Source organism: Halocynthiibacter namhaensis (genome assembly GCF_000812685.1).
Taxonomy (GTDB): domain Bacteria; phylum Pseudomonadota; class Alphaproteobacteria; order Rhodobacterales; family Rhodobacteraceae; genus Halocynthiibacter; species Halocynthiibacter namhaensis.
On the sequence record NZ_JWIF01000056.1, the window covers coordinates 328,980 to 346,206 of the forward strand.

19 protein-coding genes and 1 other RNA gene are annotated in these 17,227 nt (G+C 53.2%); 6 read left to right on the forward strand and 14 right to left on the reverse strand.

Annotated features, from left to right (window positions below):
• Nucleotides 1-187: 187 nt before the first annotated feature.
• Together RJ38_RS09585 and mgtE are read right to left on the reverse strand one after the other, a co-directional pair.
• Nucleotides 188-760 carry a 5-formyltetrahydrofolate cyclo-ligase gene (locus RJ38_RS09585; protein WP_039018613.1) on the reverse strand — a complete coding sequence of 191 codons (573 nt, stop codon included), beginning with the start codon at nucleotides 758-760 and terminating at the stop codon, nucleotides 188-190.
• A complete protein-coding gene (gene mgtE / locus RJ38_RS09590; protein ID WP_039018614.1) occupies nucleotides 757-2,139 on the reverse strand; it encodes a magnesium transporter in 1,383 nt (460 codons plus the stop codon). The genes RJ38_RS09585 and mgtE overlap by 4 nt, the downstream gene beginning before the upstream one ends.
• 166 nt (nucleotides 2,140-2,305) lie before the next feature.
• On the opposite strand from mgtE, the gene guaD reads away from it, so the two are divergent.
• Nucleotides 2,306-3,595 (forward strand): guanine deaminase, encoded by a 1,290-nt coding sequence (gene guaD, locus RJ38_RS09595; protein ID WP_039018615.1) that lies wholly within the window; start codon nucleotides 2,306-2,308, stop codon nucleotides 3,593-3,595.
• A 79-nt stretch (nucleotides 3,596-3,674) separates the two neighbouring features.
• Here guaD and RJ38_RS09600 read toward each other — a convergent pair whose 3' ends face one another.
• From RJ38_RS09600 to RJ38_RS09610, 3 genes are all read right to left on the reverse strand, one after another.
• A complete protein-coding gene (locus RJ38_RS09600) occupies nucleotides 3,675-5,036 on the reverse strand; it encodes an 8-oxoguanine deaminase (RefSeq protein WP_039018616.1) in 1,362 nt (453 codons plus the stop codon).
• Nucleotides 5,037-5,269: 233 nt separating this feature from the next.
• The gene (hisN, locus tag RJ38_RS09605; protein WP_039018617.1) at nucleotides 5,270-6,076 is read right to left on the reverse strand and encodes a histidinol-phosphatase; all 807 of its coding nucleotides are present in this window, start codon (nucleotides 6,074-6,076) and stop codon (nucleotides 5,270-5,272) included.
• 90 nt (nucleotides 6,077-6,166) lie between these two features.
• A complete protein-coding gene (locus tag RJ38_RS09610; protein WP_039018618.1) occupies nucleotides 6,167-6,541 on the reverse strand; it encodes a helix-turn-helix domain-containing protein in 375 nt (124 codons plus the stop codon).
• A 408-nt stretch (nucleotides 6,542-6,949) separates the two neighbouring features.
• Between RJ38_RS09610 and RJ38_RS09615 the strand changes: the two genes are divergently transcribed.
• Nucleotides 6,950-7,924: an NADPH:quinone oxidoreductase family protein gene (locus tag RJ38_RS09615; RefSeq protein ID WP_039018619.1), complete on the forward strand. Its 975-nt coding sequence runs from the start codon at nucleotides 6,950-6,952 to the stop codon at nucleotides 7,922-7,924.
• 5 nt (nucleotides 7,925-7,929) lie between these two features.
• Here the strand turns inward: RJ38_RS09615 and RJ38_RS09620 are convergent, their stop codons facing one another.
• Nucleotides 7,930-8,784, reverse strand: coding sequence for a LysR family transcriptional regulator (locus tag RJ38_RS09620; protein WP_039018887.1), 855 nt, complete (start codon nucleotides 8,782-8,784; stop codon nucleotides 7,930-7,932).
• Between the two features lie 124 nt (nucleotides 8,785-8,908).
• Between RJ38_RS09620 and RJ38_RS19235 the strand changes: the two genes are divergently transcribed.
• From RJ38_RS19235 to RJ38_RS18155, 3 genes are all read left to right on the forward strand, one after another.
• A complete protein-coding gene (locus tag RJ38_RS19235; protein ID WP_039018620.1) occupies nucleotides 8,909-9,124 on the forward strand; it encodes a DUF1127 domain-containing protein in 216 nt (71 codons plus the stop codon).
• Nucleotides 9,125-9,254: 130 nt separating this feature from the next.
• Complete coding sequence (locus RJ38_RS09630) at nucleotides 9,255-10,034, forward strand: Bax inhibitor-1/YccA family protein (protein ID WP_039018621.1); 780 nt, start codon at nucleotides 9,255-9,257, stop codon at nucleotides 10,032-10,034.
• 75 nt (nucleotides 10,035-10,109) lie between these two features.
• Nucleotides 10,110-10,583 (forward strand): GNAT family N-acetyltransferase, encoded by a 474-nt coding sequence (locus RJ38_RS18155; protein WP_052245311.1) that lies wholly within the window; start codon nucleotides 10,110-10,112, stop codon nucleotides 10,581-10,583.
• A 24-nt stretch (nucleotides 10,584-10,607) separates the two neighbouring features.
• Here RJ38_RS18155 and RJ38_RS09640 read toward each other — a convergent pair whose 3' ends face one another.
• Both RJ38_RS09640 and rpmG read right to left on the reverse strand, forming a co-directional pair.
• Nucleotides 10,608-11,177, reverse strand: a complete 570-nt coding sequence (locus RJ38_RS09640) for a GNAT family N-acetyltransferase (RefSeq protein ID WP_082005693.1) — start codon at nucleotides 11,175-11,177, stop codon at nucleotides 10,608-10,610.
• A gap of 118 nt (nucleotides 11,178-11,295) precedes the next feature.
• Entirely contained in the window at nucleotides 11,296-11,463 is a 168-nt protein-coding gene (rpmG, locus tag RJ38_RS09645) for a 50S ribosomal protein L33 (protein WP_039018622.1), read from the reverse strand.
• A 180-nt stretch (nucleotides 11,464-11,643) separates the two neighbouring features.
• On the opposite strand from rpmG, the gene RJ38_RS09650 reads away from it, so the two are divergent.
• Nucleotides 11,644-12,123, forward strand: a complete 480-nt coding sequence (locus tag RJ38_RS09650) for a GFA family protein (RefSeq protein WP_162183563.1) — start codon at nucleotides 11,644-11,646, stop codon at nucleotides 12,121-12,123.
• Nucleotides 12,124-12,251: 128 nt separating this feature from the next.
• Here RJ38_RS09650 and rnpB read toward each other — a convergent pair.
• The 6 genes from rnpB to RJ38_RS09675 form a co-directional block, all read right to left on the reverse strand.
• An RNA gene (gene rnpB / locus RJ38_RS18175) (RNase P RNA component class A) lies at nucleotides 12,252-12,652 on the reverse strand.
• 11 nt (nucleotides 12,653-12,663) lie between these two features.
• The gene (locus RJ38_RS09655) at nucleotides 12,664-13,287 is read right to left on the reverse strand and encodes an N-acetylmuramoyl-L-alanine amidase (RefSeq protein ID WP_052245334.1); all 624 of its coding nucleotides are present in this window, start codon (nucleotides 13,285-13,287) and stop codon (nucleotides 12,664-12,666) included.
• 109 nt (nucleotides 13,288-13,396) lie between these two features.
• Entirely contained in the window at nucleotides 13,397-14,083 is a 687-nt protein-coding gene (locus RJ38_RS09660) for a hypothetical protein (protein ID WP_039018623.1), read from the reverse strand.
• Between the two features lie 40 nt (nucleotides 14,084-14,123).
• Complete coding sequence (gene gatA, locus RJ38_RS09665) at nucleotides 14,124-15,611, reverse strand: Asp-tRNA(Asn)/Glu-tRNA(Gln) amidotransferase subunit GatA (RefSeq protein ID WP_039018624.1); 1,488 nt, start codon at nucleotides 15,609-15,611, stop codon at nucleotides 14,124-14,126.
• Nucleotides 15,611-15,898: an Asp-tRNA(Asn)/Glu-tRNA(Gln) amidotransferase subunit GatC gene (gene gatC, locus RJ38_RS09670; RefSeq protein ID WP_039018625.1), complete on the reverse strand. Its 288-nt coding sequence runs from the start codon at nucleotides 15,896-15,898 to the stop codon at nucleotides 15,611-15,613. Before gatC ends, gatA begins: the two co-directional genes overlap by 1 nt.
• A 97-nt stretch (nucleotides 15,899-15,995) precedes the next feature.
• Nucleotides 15,996-17,051 carry a transporter substrate-binding domain-containing protein gene (locus tag RJ38_RS09675; RefSeq protein ID WP_082005695.1) on the reverse strand — a complete coding sequence of 352 codons (1,056 nt, stop codon included), beginning with the start codon at nucleotides 17,049-17,051 and terminating at the stop codon, nucleotides 15,996-15,998.
• Nucleotides 17,052-17,227: the final 176 nt, after the last annotated feature.

The following is a 17,227-nucleotide window of genomic DNA, read 5'->3' on the forward strand; positions in this document are numbered from 1 at the left end:
AAGAATTCTGCGAACATGTGCTTGTGTTTTGGATGCGCTCGGCCAGCTCCGGCAGATACGAGCAGACTGAAATCATGGTGGATCGCTGGAGTGGTGTGTAAATTGGGCGTATCAGCAGCGCCTGAAGCACACCTTGGAAAAGGCTTCTGAATAAAACGGGCCGCCCGTTTTCATCAGTCCATTCCCATTAGAAGGTGATCACTTCGTTTTCTGTCACAATATAATCTAGGGGCTGGTCTGTGTCTTCGAGGGGCAGATCAACGGCTTCCTGTGCAGCCCAGGCAAAGCCAACTGCCAACGTCGGACGTTTGGCGCGCAGGCCTTCAAGGGTTCGATCGTAAAATCCACCGCCATATCCCAGACGCCCACCCGCGCGATCAAAGGACACCAATGGGGCGATCAAAATCTCGGGTTCAACCCATTGGCAATCCGCAGGGATACGCGCGCCAAAAGTGCCCATGGTCATCACGGTGTCGGGTGTCCAGAGGGCGAATTTCAGGGGTTGGCCGTTTGCTTCGATCACGGGCACAGCGATTTGTGATGTGGCCGCAAGGCCGTTCATTGCAGGAAGCGGATCGATCTCGCTGCGCATCGGCATATAAGCCCCGATGATCTTGCCGGTATGGCGGGCGATTACATCCATCAATTTCGCATTTGCCGCCGCATTACGCGCCGGGGCGTCTTCGGCACGGTGGGTTTCACCACGGCGCGTAAAAGCGGCTTTGCGCGCTGCGGATTTAAGGGCAATCAGATCGGTCATAATAGTAGGGTTCCTGCAAGGCCAAGGAAGGCAAAAAATCCAACGATATCAGTCACGGTTGTTACAAACGCACCCGACGCAAGGGCTGGATCGATGTCGAGCTTTTCCAATGTCACGGGTACCAAAATGCCCGCAAGCCCCGCGATCACAAGGTTCACCACCATCGCGATCGCAAGCACAACCCCCAGCATCATAGAGCCAAACCAAACATAGCCAACGACGCCCATAAACAGCGCAAAGATCATGCCATTTGCAAGCCCCACCAAGGCTTCACGTTTGATCACACGCCAAAGGTTTGAGCTGGTCAAATCTTTCGTGGCAAGGGCCCGCACCGCAACTGTTAACGATTGCGTGCCAGCGTTTCCGCCCATGGATGCGACGATCGGCATCAAAACGGCAAGCGCCACATATTGCGCGATGGTCGCCTCAAATTGGGCGATCACAAGGGATGCCAAGATCGCGGTGATCAAGTTCACAAACAGCCAAGGAAAACGGGCTTTGGTGGTTTCTATTACGCGGTCAGATAGGCTTGAGGTTTCGCCCACACCAGCCAAACGAAGGATGTCTTCTTCGTGTTCGTCATCCAATACGGCCATGGCGTCGTCGATGGTAATCACCCCGACCAAACGGTCATCTTCGTCGACAACAGGCGCCGAAATCAGGTGATATTGGTTGAAAGCATAGGCGACGTCTTCTTCTTCCTGCAACACACGAATGGTGCGGAAAGTGTCTTCGGTGATGTCACTTAGTGGGATGTCGCGGGCTGAGGCTAGCAATTTCCCAAGGGTCACGTAACCCGTTGGTTTTAGGCGCGGATCAACGATGATAACATGATAAAATTGTTCTGGAAGCTCGGTTTCTTCACGCAGGAAATCAATTGCCTGCCCAACGTTCCAATGCTCAGGGGCCGCGACAAATTCGCGTTGCATAAGCCGCCCAGCGGAATCTTCGGGCCAAGACAAGGCCTGTTCCACCGCGACCCGATCCGCGTCTTCCAGCGCGTCAAGAATGGCTTCCTGTTGGGGTTCATCAAGGTCTTCAACCAAGTCCACAACGTCATCAGTTTCAAGCTCGCGCACCGCGTCTGACACCACGTCGTCGGGCAGAAACTCGATCGCTTCTTCGCGCAAGCTTTCGTCGAGTTCCGACAGGACTTCGCCGTCAAATACATCGCGCCCCAACAGGAATATTTCGCGACGCAAGCTATGGTCGACTTGTTCCAAAAGGTCGGCGAGGTCGGCCGGGTGCATGGGAGTTAGGATATCGGCAAGTCGCGATTTGTTAACCGTTGCAACCGCGAGGCGGACCTCATCCACCAAAGATCTATCGAGCGCGAAGTCTTCTTCTTGGTCGTCCGAATCAAAGATTGTGTCAGCCATTTATCTGCCTCTTTGCCGGAAACCACACCTGCGGATGTTGTTCATCCGCGCCTTTTGCTGACCATAGCCAAAACAGTTTCCGAAAAACAGAGAGAACCGGGCGATTTACCTGCAAAATGCGACAGGTTATGCTGTGGGTCGTGAAGATCAGCCATAGGACAGGTGTATGACGCAGAAAATTCTTACAGGACAGGTTCTGCAATTCGTCGCAAACCCGTTTGAAGGCCCCGCCACAGAAGCCGTGCGCGTGATCACTGATGGTGCGATTCTGATCAAGGGTGGAAAGATTGAAACCGTCGGCACTGCGCATGAGATTCGTGCAAAAGCCCCACAAGCGCTGGTAACAGATTACGGCGATCATCTGATTTGTGCAGGCCTTGTCGATGCCCATGTGCATTATCCCCAAACAGCGATTATCGCCAGCTGGGGCAAGCGCCTGATCGATTGGTTGAACAGCTATACGTTCCCAGAAGAAATGCGGTTTCATGATGCAGAATTTGCACGCGACACTGCGGATCGTTACCTTGATCTGACGCGGGCCAATGGCACGACCACTGTGACCAGTTTTTGCACCATTCATCCAGAAAGCGTGGATGCTTTGTTTGAAGCTGCGGAGGCACGCGGACAACGCATTATCGCGGGCAAAACCTGTATGGATCGCAACGCCCCTGACGGGCTACGCGACACGGTGCAAAGCGCCTATGATGACAGTAAAATGTTACTGGAAAAATGGCACGGACGTGGACGGGCAAGTTACGCGATTACGCCGCGATTTTCACCAACGTCTACACCGGATCAACTGTCTGCTTTGGGTGCGCTATGGGGTGAATACCCCGAAGTTTTGATGCAAACTCATCTGTCTGAGCAGGTGGATGAGATCGCCTGGGTGCAGGATTTATTTCCAGATTCACGTGATTATTTAGATACTTACGAGGCACATGGCCTGTTGCGTGAAGGAGGTCTTTTTGGTCACGCCATTCATCTGACAGAACGCGAGCGTATGCGCCTGCGCGAGATGGACGCAGGCCTTGTGCATTGCCCGACGTCCAATACATTCATTGGGTCTGGCCTGTTTGATATGGCGGGATTGGTGGCAGAAGGGCAGCGTGTTGGGCTTGCCACTGACACTGGCGGTGGATCTAGTTTTTCCATGTTGCGCACCATGGCTGCGGCTTATGAAATTGGCCAATTGCGTGGCACACCGTTGCACCCGGCACAGATGCTTTGGCTTGCGACACAAGGGTCCGCCCGTGCCCTGCGTATGGAAGACAAAATCGGCAATATCGTTGAGGGCATGGAGGCAGATTTTGTCGTGCTTGATCTGGCGTCGACCCCCGCCATTTCACAACGCAGCATGCGCGCGACCGATATTTGGGAAGCGGTTTTCCCGACATTGATGATGGGCGATGATCGTGCGGTGCAGGCTACCTGGATCAATGGGGTCTGCGACCGCTGATTTTGTGTGATCGAATAATATGCCGTGCCATTTTTCGGAATGACACGGTGATGTTTTCTCACCCGATGTTTGATGATGGTTAAATCACCAATCTACGTGCAAGGCGGTTTTGATAAGAAATCGTTTCCTTAAGGTTTATGGTCAGCATTTGGCCTTCCGCCACGATCTGGCGCCCATTGACGATCAGATCTCGGACCATGTTTGGCCCTGACAGCAAAAGCGCTGCGGGATCATGACTGCCCGCAGATTCTATGCCATTCATGTCCCAAATGGCGATGTCAGCACGTTTTCCGGGGGCGATGCGACCGCATTCAGGCCGACCAAGGACATCCGCACCACCACGTGTAGCGATCTCTAGGGCTTCTCGGGCGCTCATCGCGTCCGCCCCTTGATTGACACGCTGCAACAGCATCGCCTGACGGGCCTCGATTGCTAGATTTGCCATATCATTAGAGGCGGAACCATCCACACCTAATCCGACATTCACCCCTGCATCGCGCATTTTTCGTATGGGGGCGATGCCCGACCCCAACCGACAATTGGAGCAGGGACAATGCGCAACACCTGTGCCCGAGCGGGCGAACAGATCGATCTCTTGCTTGTCGAGCTTCACGCAATGGGCGTGCCACACGTCTTGGCCAGTCCACCCCAAGTCTTCCGCATATTGCCCGGGGCGACAACCGAATTTCTCAAGGCTATAGGCGACATCTTCGTCATTCTCTGCAAGATGAGTGTGCAACATCACGCCCTTGTCTCGCGCAAGAAGCGCCGTGTCGCGCATTAGATCGCGACTGACAGAAAAGGGTGAGCAAGGTGCAAGCCCGATGCGCAGCATCGAACCCTCTTGCGGATCGTGCCAGCGGTCTACCAGTCGGATCATGTCATTGAGAATGTGGGTTTCTGATTCAACCAGGTGATCCGGGGGAAGTCCACCCGCGCTTTCGCCAATCGACATAGCGCCGCGCGTAGGGTGAAAGCGCAGGCCAACTTCTTGGGCGGCGTCGATCGTGTCCTCGAGGCGGCTGCCGTTGGGATATAGATACAGGTGATCCGAGGTCATTGTGCAGCCGGACAGCGCGAGTTCTGCTAGGCCTGTAAGTGCTGATACGCGCATCTCTTCGGGGCCAAATGATGACCAAATAGGGTAGAGCCGTTGTAGCCAACCAAACAGCAGGGCATCTTGGGCACCGGGGACAGCGCGGGTTAGGCTTTGATACAGGTGGTGATGGGTGTTCACGAGGCCGGGGGTCACCAAGCAACCTTGGGCGTTGATCGTGTTAATACCATTTGGGGCATCTAAATTTGGGCCGATTTCCACGATGCAGCCGTTGCCGATGAGAATGTCTTCGTCGCGCAATTCGCGCCGTTCGTCGTCCATCGTGAGGACGCATGCAGCATTCTTGATAAGTATCTCTGGGGATTGCGTGGGGTGTATGCTCATGGAGCGCTGGCCTCCGCTAAAGAAGACCCGTTCGGTTAGATGAAGACATCCACTGACGGACAGAAGGGCAAGGACTCCGGTCAGTTGACGTAGTTTACAAAAATACGAATGATTTTCAATGGGGTTTGGGGTGCCGTCACGCGCCAGCCGTCTGCTGCATACAGCAGACGGCCACGCCCAACGCTTGTTGAGCTGCTTTAGCAGCGCAGATCAAGGGGCGGGAGGGCCTGTTCTTAATGGGCGAAAGGCTGCAATAGTGCCAAAGCTTTTGCATGTATTTCCTTGTTGGCGGCAGCTAAGATTTGCCCGCCGTTATGGGCCGGATTGCCGTGCCAATCTGTAACGATACCGCCTGCAGCTTGGATCACGCCGATGGGACCTTGAACGTCATAAGCATGTAAGCCAGCTTCGATAACCAGTTCGATTTGACCAGCAGCGATAAGGCCATAGGCGTAACAATCGGTGCCATACCTGGTCAATTGCACTTGGTCACGCACGGCCTCAAATCCTTGACGTTCGGATGGGGTTCCGACTTCGGGAAAGGTTGTGAAAAGTGTCGCGTCTTCAAGGGCAGTCACTGATGATGTGTTTAGGTCGACCTTCCCTTGCGGGCCATCGACCCAAGCGTGGCCAAACCCGCCAAAAAAGCGCTCGCCAATATAGGGTTGATCAATGATGCCAAGGATGGGCCCGTTTTTATCGCCGACGGCAATCAGCACGCCCCAGGTCGGGGTGCCGCTGATATAGCTGCGTGTTCCATCTATCGGATCTAAAACCCAAGTCAGCCCGGACGTACCATCTGTGTGTCCGTATTCTTCGCCGAATACGCCATCGTTTGGGCGCATTTTAGCCAAGAGATCACGCATCGCCCTTTCCGCCGCGCGGTCTGCGATGGTGACCGGGTCAAAGCTGTCACTTAGTTTGTTTTCTGCGGTTAATCCTGAGCTGCGGAAATATTTAAGCGTTTCAGGACGTGCAGCGTCAGCCAATGCGAATGCACAGGCCTTCAGTTCTTTAATTTCTGATGTGGAAAGTTCCATAGTGTGTGCTCCGCATGCCAAGGATTACGATTCTCTGGCATGCGGAGCACATTGCGTCAACAAAAAGCAATTTGAATTGCGCTCTGTTTGTTAGGCCGCGTCACTTAAAACGCGCGCCAAGTCGAACAGACGACGGCGTTGGTTTTCTGGGATAGCATAATATGACCGGATGAGTTCAAGCGCTTCCTTGTCGGCGAGGAGGTCTCCGGGCACAGCGGATTGCTCCGTTGTTTGTTCGTCAGCGGATTCACTTAAGCCACCGAAGAAATATGCGACGGGCACGTCAAGCGTTTCTGAGATATCCCAGAGGCGAGATGCGCTGACACGATTCATACCGGTTTCGTATTTCTGAATTTGTTGAAATTTAATTCCAACTTTTTCTGCCAGCTGTTGTTGGGTCATTCCAACCATCCAGCGGCGATGTCTGACGCGTTTACCTACATGTACGTCTACGGGGTGTTTCATACCATACTCCTTTTTCCCTGTCTCTCTTAGTAAGCAATTTTTGTGCCAAGTAAGAGCTCATTTTTATGTTTCGTTGCGATTGACGCGAAAATGAGCGTCTGACGTTGATTTCACCGGAGTTCTTCCGGTTGACTTGAACTTAAAGACAGGTGCAGATTTGTCTCACGTTTGCGACAAGTCCGCCCCGCGTTATTCGCGCTAAGCGTGTTTTGCATTGCATTGTGCAAAATGCAATACATCACTCAAATCGACCATTGCAAATTGCGAAAATGTGATTGGGTGTTATCGGAAAATCCAATATTCTACATGCCTTTTTTCGGGGTGAATATTCCAATATTCATTGGGTTTCCCAAGTCGGCGTATGATCTGATATAGAAATGTAAATATCAGCTATGGGATGTGCCGTTTATGCGAAATTATCAACAAACCTCGTTTCATTCTCCGGCGAAAATCGTTGAGACTCAATGTGTTGCCCCCGCTAAAGGCGAAGTTTGCATCCAAGTGGCTGCGGCGTCGGTTAACTTCTCTGACTTGCTGCTGGCAAAGGGAACGTATCAAGATACGCCGTCGCTTCCATTTACTCCGGGGCTTGAGTTTTCAGGCCGGGTTGTGGCCTGCGGAGAGGGCGTTAACGCTGACCTGAAGAATATGCGGGTTACCGCCTATGCGGGCGCTGGCGGCTTCGCTGAGTTCGCCTGTGCGCCGGCTGAACGTTGCCTGATTCTTCCTGATGCCCTCGAGTATGACGTCGCCGCTGGCTTGCAGGTGGCTTGGGGGACCAGTCATATTGCTTTGTCGCAAAGGGCTAAGCTTAAGGAAGGTGAAACGCTTTTGGTTTTGGGTGCCGGGGGTGGCGTAGGGCTGAGCGCGGTCACCATGGGCAAACTGTTGGGTGCTCGGGTTGTTGCTGTTGCGCGCGGTGCCGAAAAACTAAAGGCCGCACAACTTGCAGGCGCAGATCATTTGATTGATTCCGACAGTATGGATGTGCGCGATGAAATGATTGCGCTTGGCCGCGCTGATGTCGTGTATGACCCTGTGGGTGGCGCTTTGTTTAATGCCGCATTTCGATCGTGCAATCCTGGGGCGCGTATTTTGATCATTGGCTTTGCAAGCGGTGAGGTGCCCGAAATTGCCGCCAACCACGCGTTGGTAAAAAACATCGATCTGATTGGCATCAATTGGAGCGCCTATTGGGCGTTCGCCCCAGAAGTTGTTCTCGCGTCGGGTCGGATGTTGTTGAACTGGGCGGCTGACGGAAAAATTGACGCCAATATTCATCACCGCTTTCCGTTGGCGGAAATTGAAGATGCGTTGGACCTTCTGCGCAGTCGTAAATCCCGAGGCAAAATCATAATTTACCCAACCTCGGAGCCCGTTTAAGACGTTTAGATCGCGTTAAAAGCGCCACGCAGCAATTGCGCCATAGCTTCGCACACCGGCCCACGGTCAACCTCAGTCACGTATAGGTTGATCTTGGTGCTTTCCAATTCAGGAAGCGCGCCCCCGTGTTCGATTGGTACCATCCGTGGTCCATGCATGCCTTCAATGACAGTGTGCACGGCCAGATCGGCGTTTACCGAAGCTTCTATAGTGCGCGAACTTTCACTTTCGACGGCCATTTCCCACGGGATGTCAATGTTGTCCAAAGCCCGTTGGGCACCTTGCCGAAAGATACAATTGTGTTCAAACGCCAGTCGAAGGGGGCGGGCTTTCCATGCTTGGCCGTCTGGCGCACCGACCCAAACAAGTGGACGTTCCGCCAAAACCTCGGCACCATTACCGGCGGAATTCTCGGTCGTGAGGATGATGTCACATTCACCTTGTGCAAACAGAGATCGCAGTCGGGTGGTGTAGGATGACACCAGCTGCACTTTCATACGGGGGTAAGCTTTGTTGAATTGCTGCAAAACCGTTGGGATGCCCGGGTAGACAATATCATGTGGGACACCGAGCGTGAATTCGCCCTCATAAGAGGTGTGGGTTAACTTTCCATATACTTCGTCATTCAGGGATAGCATGCGGCGCGCATAGCTAAGAAGCTGTTCCCCAGAAGCAGTGAGCCCAATTTGGCGCGCGGACCGATCCAGCAACGCAACATTCATGGATTCCTCAAGGCGTTTCAATTGCATGGACACCGCGGATTGCGTGAGATGAAGAAAACCTGCGGCCTTGGTGACGCCACCGGCATCTGCAACGGCCACGAAGCTGCGCAATGCGGTCAGATCCAAATTTCTCGACATATCACAATCCTTGATGTATCTCGCCAAAAACATTCATTTTCAATGTGAAACATGAAATGCAATATACATCAAGTGATTTGATGAAACGAAGCAATAGCTTCACGAAACATGAATGGAACGGATAATGACCAACGCAACTGTAACTGCCGTGACTTCTTACGCAGATTTTGCGGCCTATGCGAATGCACGCCCCCAGGCCCCATCGATTTTTGCGCGTTTCGCGAAAATGACTTCTATCATGCGCCAGCGCCGTGCCTTGGCGCGCCTTGATGATCATCTTCTGGAAGACATCGGTGTATCAGCGCGCAACGCAAGCGTTGAAGCGCATCGCTTGTTCTGATTTGCAGCAAAAATAGCTACAATCGGCCTGATCTAGGTCGGAAAACCTTGAAAACACCGCCGCCTTCACCGATATTAACGGGGAGGCGGCTTTCTTTTGTCCGCATGTATTTCTTAATTCGGAGGCCAACATGGCTACCTATCACCAGTCCGACGCCCGCGTCGGTGCACGCGCAGCTGACATTGACGCAGGCCTACGCGCCCATATGAATAAAGTCTATGGCACCATGTCCATCGGCATGTTGATCACAGCTTTGGCCGCTTGGGCTGTTGCAGGTCTTGCGGTCACATCTGACCCAACCGGCACGACTTACATGCTGCGCGAAGGCCAGTTTCTGACAGGATTCGGCGAAGCGATTTACGCATCCCCCCTAAAATACGCGATCATGTTTGGCCCGCTGGCCTTCTTGTTCTTTGGTTGGGGCGCTTTGATGAACCGCGCATCTTCTGCGGGCGTTCAGCTTGGCTTCTTTGTGTTTGCGTCGGTTATCGGCCTTTCCATGAGCTCGATCTTCCTTGTCTACACAGGCGGTTCCATCGTTCAAACTTTCTTGGTTACATCAATCGCATTTGGGTCACTGTCCCTCTACGGCTATGTCACCAAACGTGACCTATCCGCGATGGGTGGTTTCTTGATGATGGGTGTTGTTGGCCTGTTGATCGCAATGATCTTGAACATGTTCATGCAATCTGGCGTTCTGACGCTCGCGATTTCCGCAATTGGTGTTGTGCTGTTTGCTGGTCTGACCGCGTATTACACACAGGACATCAAAAACACATATGTTGCTCATGCAATGCATGGCGATCAGGAATGGTTGAACAAAGCTGCGATTGATGGCGCGATGAGCCTCTATCTGGCTTTCCTCAACATGTTCCAGTTCTTGCTGATGTTCCTTGGTCAGCAGGACTAACCCTAAGACCATAGAGAATTACGAGGCCGGTCATAAGTGATCGGCCTTTTTTATGTTTAAATTATGAGACATGTTATGAATATTACCCGATTGCCCGCCGCCCAGGCGCATGAGCTTTGGCCATTGTTGTGCGTCGTGCATGATCTACATGTAGATCATCAACCCCAGCGTTATGTGGCCAATCCTGATCGGGACCAATGTGTCACCTGGCTGAGTGAGACGCTAAAAGGACCTGATCACATTGCTTTTGTGGCGCGTGACTTAGAAGGCACCGCAATCGGATATATTCTATGCCACAAGCGAAGTGGTGCAGATGCCCCGATGATCCCTGCACGAAACCATGGCTTGATCGAACATATTTCGGTGCTGCCTTCCCATCATCGGCAAGGAATTGGGCATGCGTTGATTGAGGTGTTGCGTGAACATTTAAAGGACGAAGGGTACACCACCATGGGTGCAATTTACGGCACGTTCAACGCGGCCTCGGCTGAGTTAATGAAATCCGCAGGTTTGCTGCCGGTGAGCAATTATGCAGAAGGGGCTGTGTGAAGCCACAGCCCCTTTTAAGGCGTTTTAGAGTTGCATCTGCACCGCTGGAAAGCGGATGCCCGGCGCAAGCGGCAATTCGACCAACCCCACCCGACGAAACCCTATATCGGCATAGAAGCCTTCGGCGTTCAGCGTCGAGAGGCAATCAAATCGGGTGATACCTTCCTGTGCGGCGTGATCCAATGTGTGACGCAACAGCGCGCGCCCAATGCCGCGCCCTTGGTGGGCGTGGTGGGTCACCACATGGCGGATATGGGCGGTGCCCGGAAATGACTTGCGCCCACCGGGGGCTTCGATGCTGTATCCGCCAGCACCCAGCAATTGTCTGCCTTCGCTTTCGGCCACGTAGTAGCGGCCAGAGCGCAACAAACGCATATTGGCGCGGGCGATTTTGGGCAAAGCAAGGGCCAAGACAGAAGGGGCATAATCCGCTGTCAACATTTTTGGATAGCTTTGGGATAGAAGCGTATCAACCGCGTCAAAGTCCCGTTTTCGCGCAACCCGCACAATAATCGTCTGACCACTGGCGGTCTGCACGCGCGTGGCACGTGGTTGGATCGCAGTGAATTCGTTCAGCTCTGATATATGTTGCATGGTCTTCTCCGGCGGATGTCAGCTTGGGCTGTTGGGGCTGCGCGGATGTCTTAAAAGAAAAACCGCGCTTCCCGATGTGGGTTGCGCGGCTTATGTTCTGTATTCGTAGTAAAGTGGCTTACTTGATTTTGCCTTCTTTATACGGAACGTGTTTGCGCACAACTGGGTCGTATTTATTCATGACCATTTTTTCTGTCATGGTACGAGCATTCTTCTTAGTCACATAAAAGTGACCAGTGCCCGCAGACGAGTTGAGACGGATTTTAATTGTGGTCGGCTTCGCCATGGGTCTTCTCCAGTCAACGGGGCGGCAGGGATATAGTCCATCCGCCCGTGAAATTCTTGAAGCCTGCTTGTAGCGTGCTCATGCCCCAAGTCAACCACTTCACACAAGGATTCTACCCCAATCGTGAAAATCATGCAAAATTGTGCTATGCTGAGGTGTGTAATAGGTGCGGAGGTTGTGATGAAACATCAAGAAGGCGGATGTTTATGTGGGGAATGCCGGTATTTGGTTACAGCCCCGCCTCTGCGAGTCACCACATGTCATTGCCGATTCTGTCAAAGAAGCACGGGCAGCGCCTATATGGTAGAACCGATTTTCACACATAACAGTTTCAACCTCACGGCGGGACAGCCGAAGATTTGGGAACATCTTTCCGCTGGATCGGGTAAGCATGTTTGGCTGCATTTCTGCCCAGATTGTGGTGGACGCTTGTATTTGGGGTTTGAGCGCTTCGATCAGGTCATAGGTGTTTTCACGGGCAGTTTTGACGACCCCGATTGGTTTGAGATCGCGCCGGAAAATTCGAAGCAGATCTTTTTGTCAACAGCACGTCATGGAACGATAATTCCCCCGCATATCGAAACCTATGCTGAACATGTTACGGATCGGGCTGGCAACCCTCAGCCCGTGACGGTCTTTGATGCGGCGCGCCGGATTTAATGCCGAACTTGAAATTCGCAACCAAGGGCTCCCGCCAAGTTTGCATTCTGACGAATGAAACCTGTTGGGCCGGGCACGCTTCGCGTGCGGCGCAAGACCCAAAGTCATGTCAAAAGTGGGCGGGGGGATTGCGTGGATGGCCTGTAAGCCGGATTTTGTCCCGAGGGCCGAGGCCCCCATAGATGATCATTCTTCTTTGTCCGCTGTTACCAACGCACTATAGCTGCCAACCCGAACCTGCTAAGAAGAAGCATTCCCGCGACTTGCGTCGCACGCGGTTCCTATTTGGCATTGCTCCCGGTGGGGCTTGCCGTGCCGTTCTTGTTGCCAAGATCGCGGTGAGCTCTTACCTCACCGTTTCACCCTTACCTGCGCTGGTATCGGTTGCCCGACCTTACACGCTGGCGGTTTCTTTTCTGTGGCGCTTTCCCTCAGGTTACCCTGGCCGGGCGTTACCCGGCACCGTTGCTTTCTGGAGTCCGGACTTTCCTCGCGGCCATAAAGACCCCGCGACCATCCGGCCATCCACGCAGGGCTGATTTAGGCGTCCCCAGCTGGCGGGTCAATAGGGTATCTCGCGACGAGGGATGCCAGTATTGCGACGTCTTGTTTGGCCAAGGGGCCGCTTGCATTGGGTCGAAAGCGCAAACGAAAGGCATTGAGGATATCATCTTGGGCGGCGTCGTTTGGATAGCCGAAGCAGGTCGCCAGATTGGGAAAGCTGCTCAAGGGTGTATTTGTGGGCGCATCAGTCGGCCAGACAGACAGATGTTTGTGCGCAAGACGTTTCCAATCGAATCGCGACCCAGGATCAGATTTACGACCTGGCGCCATATCGCTATGCCCGATCACACGTTCTGGTGCGATATCATGACGGCGTAAAATATCCGCAAGCAGGGTTTCCAATGCGGCCATCTGTGGTTCAGGGAAAGGATGAAAGCCGGTGTTGGCCAGTTCAATGCCAATAGAGTGGGAATTGACGTCGGTCACATTGCCCCATGACCCGCGACCTGCATGCCAGGCGCGTGCCATCTCATCGACCAACTGGTGAATATCGCCGTTTTCAGCAATCAGATAATGTGCGGAAACTTCGAACTGCGGATCACAAAGACGTTCAGCGGCGGCTTCACAGCTTTCCATCGCAGTATAATGTAGAACAACCATGTCAGGCCGGTCTGTACCGCGGCGCTCTGTGAAATTGGGCGAGCGCCAGCGGTGACTTATGGGCAATTGCACGGGACTGTCCACCGGGCCGTCTGGGTCGTGCATCAGATCAATTGCCTGATGCGGCCCGGCGTGCATTGCGGAAGGGGGATGGATCCCACGAACAGGCAAAGCCGTCACCATCTGGGTCAACACCAGTACGGTCACGGTTTGGACCACCGGCCTTCAAGAATGCTTCCTGCGCCTGATCAGGTGACGCGAATTTTGCACAGTTCCGGCTGAAGCGATTTCCCGAAAGAATGTTGGTCCGCGAATGCAGCTGTTCGCCAACAGAGTTTGTCGTGGACAAAGCAAAAGCAACAATATTGGGGCCTGAGCCGCCGGAACGCGTAGGCACAGCAGTTGGTTGAATGATCTCGTAGCGGCTGCGATTGTTGGCGATGCGTTGTGCATCACTTTCAATGGTTTCGCGGCCCGAGACTGCGGTGAAATCTTGTTCATCGGAAATCGTGGCGTTGTTGGGATTGCCAACAATGGCCGCCCCATCTTCGACGGCACGATCTGCATTCGCCAAAAGCTCGGCCGTTGACAAATCAGCGGCTGGCGCTGGTGTGATGGATGGTGCCACTGTTTCACCGCGCAATTCTGCGGCGCGACGTAGACGTTCTTGTTCGTAATCCGAATAACTGCCAAATCCGACGCCTGTATCGTAATTGCCAGAATTTGTGTTTTCCGCGCAACCAGCCACCAAGGCTGCGGCGCAAAGAACTAATAGCGCTGATCGCTTGAACTGCATTTAACACTCACCTTTATTGTTCACCTATAATTAGGTGCTTTTACCACCATTTGGCGGGCTTGGAAACGAAACCAGCGGCCTGTTCCAGTACGGCGGCGGAATTCAGCAGATCGCCTTCTTCCCACGGACGTCCGATTAGCTGCAAACCCAATGGAAGCCCTTGTTTATCGAGGCCTGCTGGCACGGCGACGCCGGGAAGGCCTGCCATGTTGACTGTGACCGTAAAGACATCATTTAGATACATTTGCACGGGATCAGCGTTCTTCATCTCGCCCAAGCCAAAGGCGGCGGATGGTGTGGCCGGGGTCAAAATGGCATCTACACCGGCATTAAAGACGTTCTCAAAATCCTGTTTGATCAGGGTGCGAACGCGGCGTGCGCGGTTGTAATAGGCGTCATAGAAACCAGCGGACAGCACATAGGTGCCGATCATCACACGACGTTGAACCTCAGCACCGAAACCTTCGGCGCGGGTCTTTTCGTACATGTCATCAATCGCGTCGCCTGCACCCAAAGTTGCGCGGTGGCCGTAACGCACACCATCATAACGCGCGAGGTTTGAAGACGCTTCCGCAGGCGCGATTACATAATAAGCGGCAAGCGCGTATTTTGTGTGCGGCAGGGAAATGTCGACGATCTCAGCGCCAGCATCTTTCAGCATTGCGCGGCCATCGGCCCAAAGCGCTTCGATCTCGGCGGGCATGCCATCCATGTGATATTCTTTTGGAATACCGATTTTCTTGCCGCGAATGTCACCGGTGATCGCCGCTTCAAAATCAGGCACTGCCAGATCGGCGCTTGTGCTGTCTTTTGGATCAAAACCACACATCGCCTGCAACATAATCGCAGAATCACGCACGGTTTTGGTCATTGGACCCGCTTGATCAAGGCTGGACGCAAAGGCAACAACGCCCCAACGTGAACAGCGACCATAGGTGGGTTTGATGCCTGTGATGCCAGTGAAAGCAGCGGGTTGACGGATGGAACCACCCGTGTCTGTGCCGGTCGCAGCCAAGCAGAGATCAGCAGCAACAGCGGAAGCGGACCCACCGGACGAGCCGCCAGGCGTGATCTTCGCGTCTGAACCTTCACGACGCCATGGGTTCACAGCGTCGCCATAAATAGAGGTCTCGTTTGAGGACCCCATGGCGAATTCATCCATGTTCAACTTGCCAAGCATTACAGCGCCCGCGTCAAACAGCTGGCTGGTGATTGTGCTTTCGTATTCTGGTTTGAAGCCTTCCAAAATGCGCGAAGCGGCTTGGCTTGGCACACCTTTGGTGCAGAATAAATCTTTGATACCCAAAGGAATTCCGCACATGTTAGGTGCATCACCGGCCTTGATGCGTGTGTCCGCAGCCGCAGCCTGTTCACGCGCCATATCAGCGGTGCCATGTACAAATGCGTTCAGCGCAGATGCGCCGTCGATTTCTGTCAGGCAAGCTTCGGTGATTTCGGCAGATGTGAAATCACCTTTGCGCATACCGTCACGTGCGTCGGCGATGGTCAGTTTGTTCAGATCAGTCATTATTCAACCACCTTCGGCACAGCAAAGAACCCTTCACGCGCATCGGGCGCATTCTTCAAGACGGCGGCTTGTTGGTCGCCATCATTCACGACATCCACGCGACGCTTTAACCGCTGCGGAGTCACAGATGTCATTGGCTCAACACCTTCAACGTCAACTTCGTTCAGTTCTTCGATAAAGCCGAGAATTGCGTTGAATTCCTGCGCCAGCGCTGGAAGTGCGTCATCTTCAACCTTGATACGGGCCAGTTTCGCCACCCGTGCGGCGGTGTCCTTGTCAATCGACATGCCAGGATTCCTGTGGATCTATTTCGTTATCCTTGCTTTAACCCGCCTGCGAGCCGCCCGCAAGCTTGCTTACAGGCGGCGCCTATTGGAAGGGCGGTTATTGCAGGCCGAACCACTTGGTATGGATTTGGTCGTATCTTCCAACTTCACGTAAGGTCAGCAACGCGCGATTAATGGCCTCGCGTTTTGGGCTGCCTTGGGCCAGCGCAATGCCATAGTTTTCGGGGTGGTATCTGCGATCAAGCAAGCGCACCTCACCGCTTGATTGCGTGCGGGCATACCAAGACAATATTGGTTGATCAAAGAACACAGCACCATATTCTTCATTTTCAAAACCCTCAATGAGCGCGGCATAATCAGGGGTGGTTACGTGGCTGATTTCGCGTGCTGACAAAAAGGCGGATGCGGTTGAGCCTTCTGTTGTCGCAATATGATGTTGTTCTATGTCTGCCAGGGATGTCGCGCCTTGTTTGATTGCCCCTACGGTGATTGATGCGGTGATTGTCGCCACAAAAATGGACACGATGAACAGCGATGAGATCACAAGAAGAACCGCAAAAACACGGCCAGGTTTTGACTGTGGTACGCGTTCTTCAAAGCCACCGTTCACGACAAGGTTCAAGGCCCACCAAAAGGAAGGAAAGGCCGCGGCCAACATGGGGCGATCGAAATAGGGCTGACTGTTGCGTTCAAAGAACCACATCATAAAGCCACCTACGGACAACAAACCAAAGGCGGCAAGGATCGCATAGAGAATATCCAGACTAAATACGGCATCGATGATTGGATTGGCCTGTTTATCTTGGCGCAGCATGACTTGCAGGCTGGACGCAATGATGGGTTGGGAAAAATCCATGGTTTTTTCCCGTGCGGCGGTGATCGAGATATTCGCAATCGCCCCGTCCACATCACCGGTTTCGATGGCCTCAAAGACCTCAGGAAAACTATTGAAGGGTATGAATTCTACTTCTTGTCCCATTTCGCTTGCGATGTCGCGCATAAGGTCAATTGAAAACCCCTGTGGGTCAGTATCGATATTCATTGCAAAAGGTGGGCGTTCTACCGTGGCAAAACGCAGTGGTACGTCATCTATGGACGCGTTGCCCAAGTCTTGGGCGAATACCGGAAAGCTTATACATAACAAAACACTCACTACCAATTTCCGAAAGAGTTTCTACCAGAAAAACGCTCTGGTCCTCGTCAACTTACACATGCCGATTCCTCTGAAAAAGGTGGGGGCTACTTACCATCACAGTTTCTGGTATTGCAAAAGGAAATGTAGCGGGTGCTCTGGTTATTTCGGCGGGAATTGGGCATAGCTATTGGGAA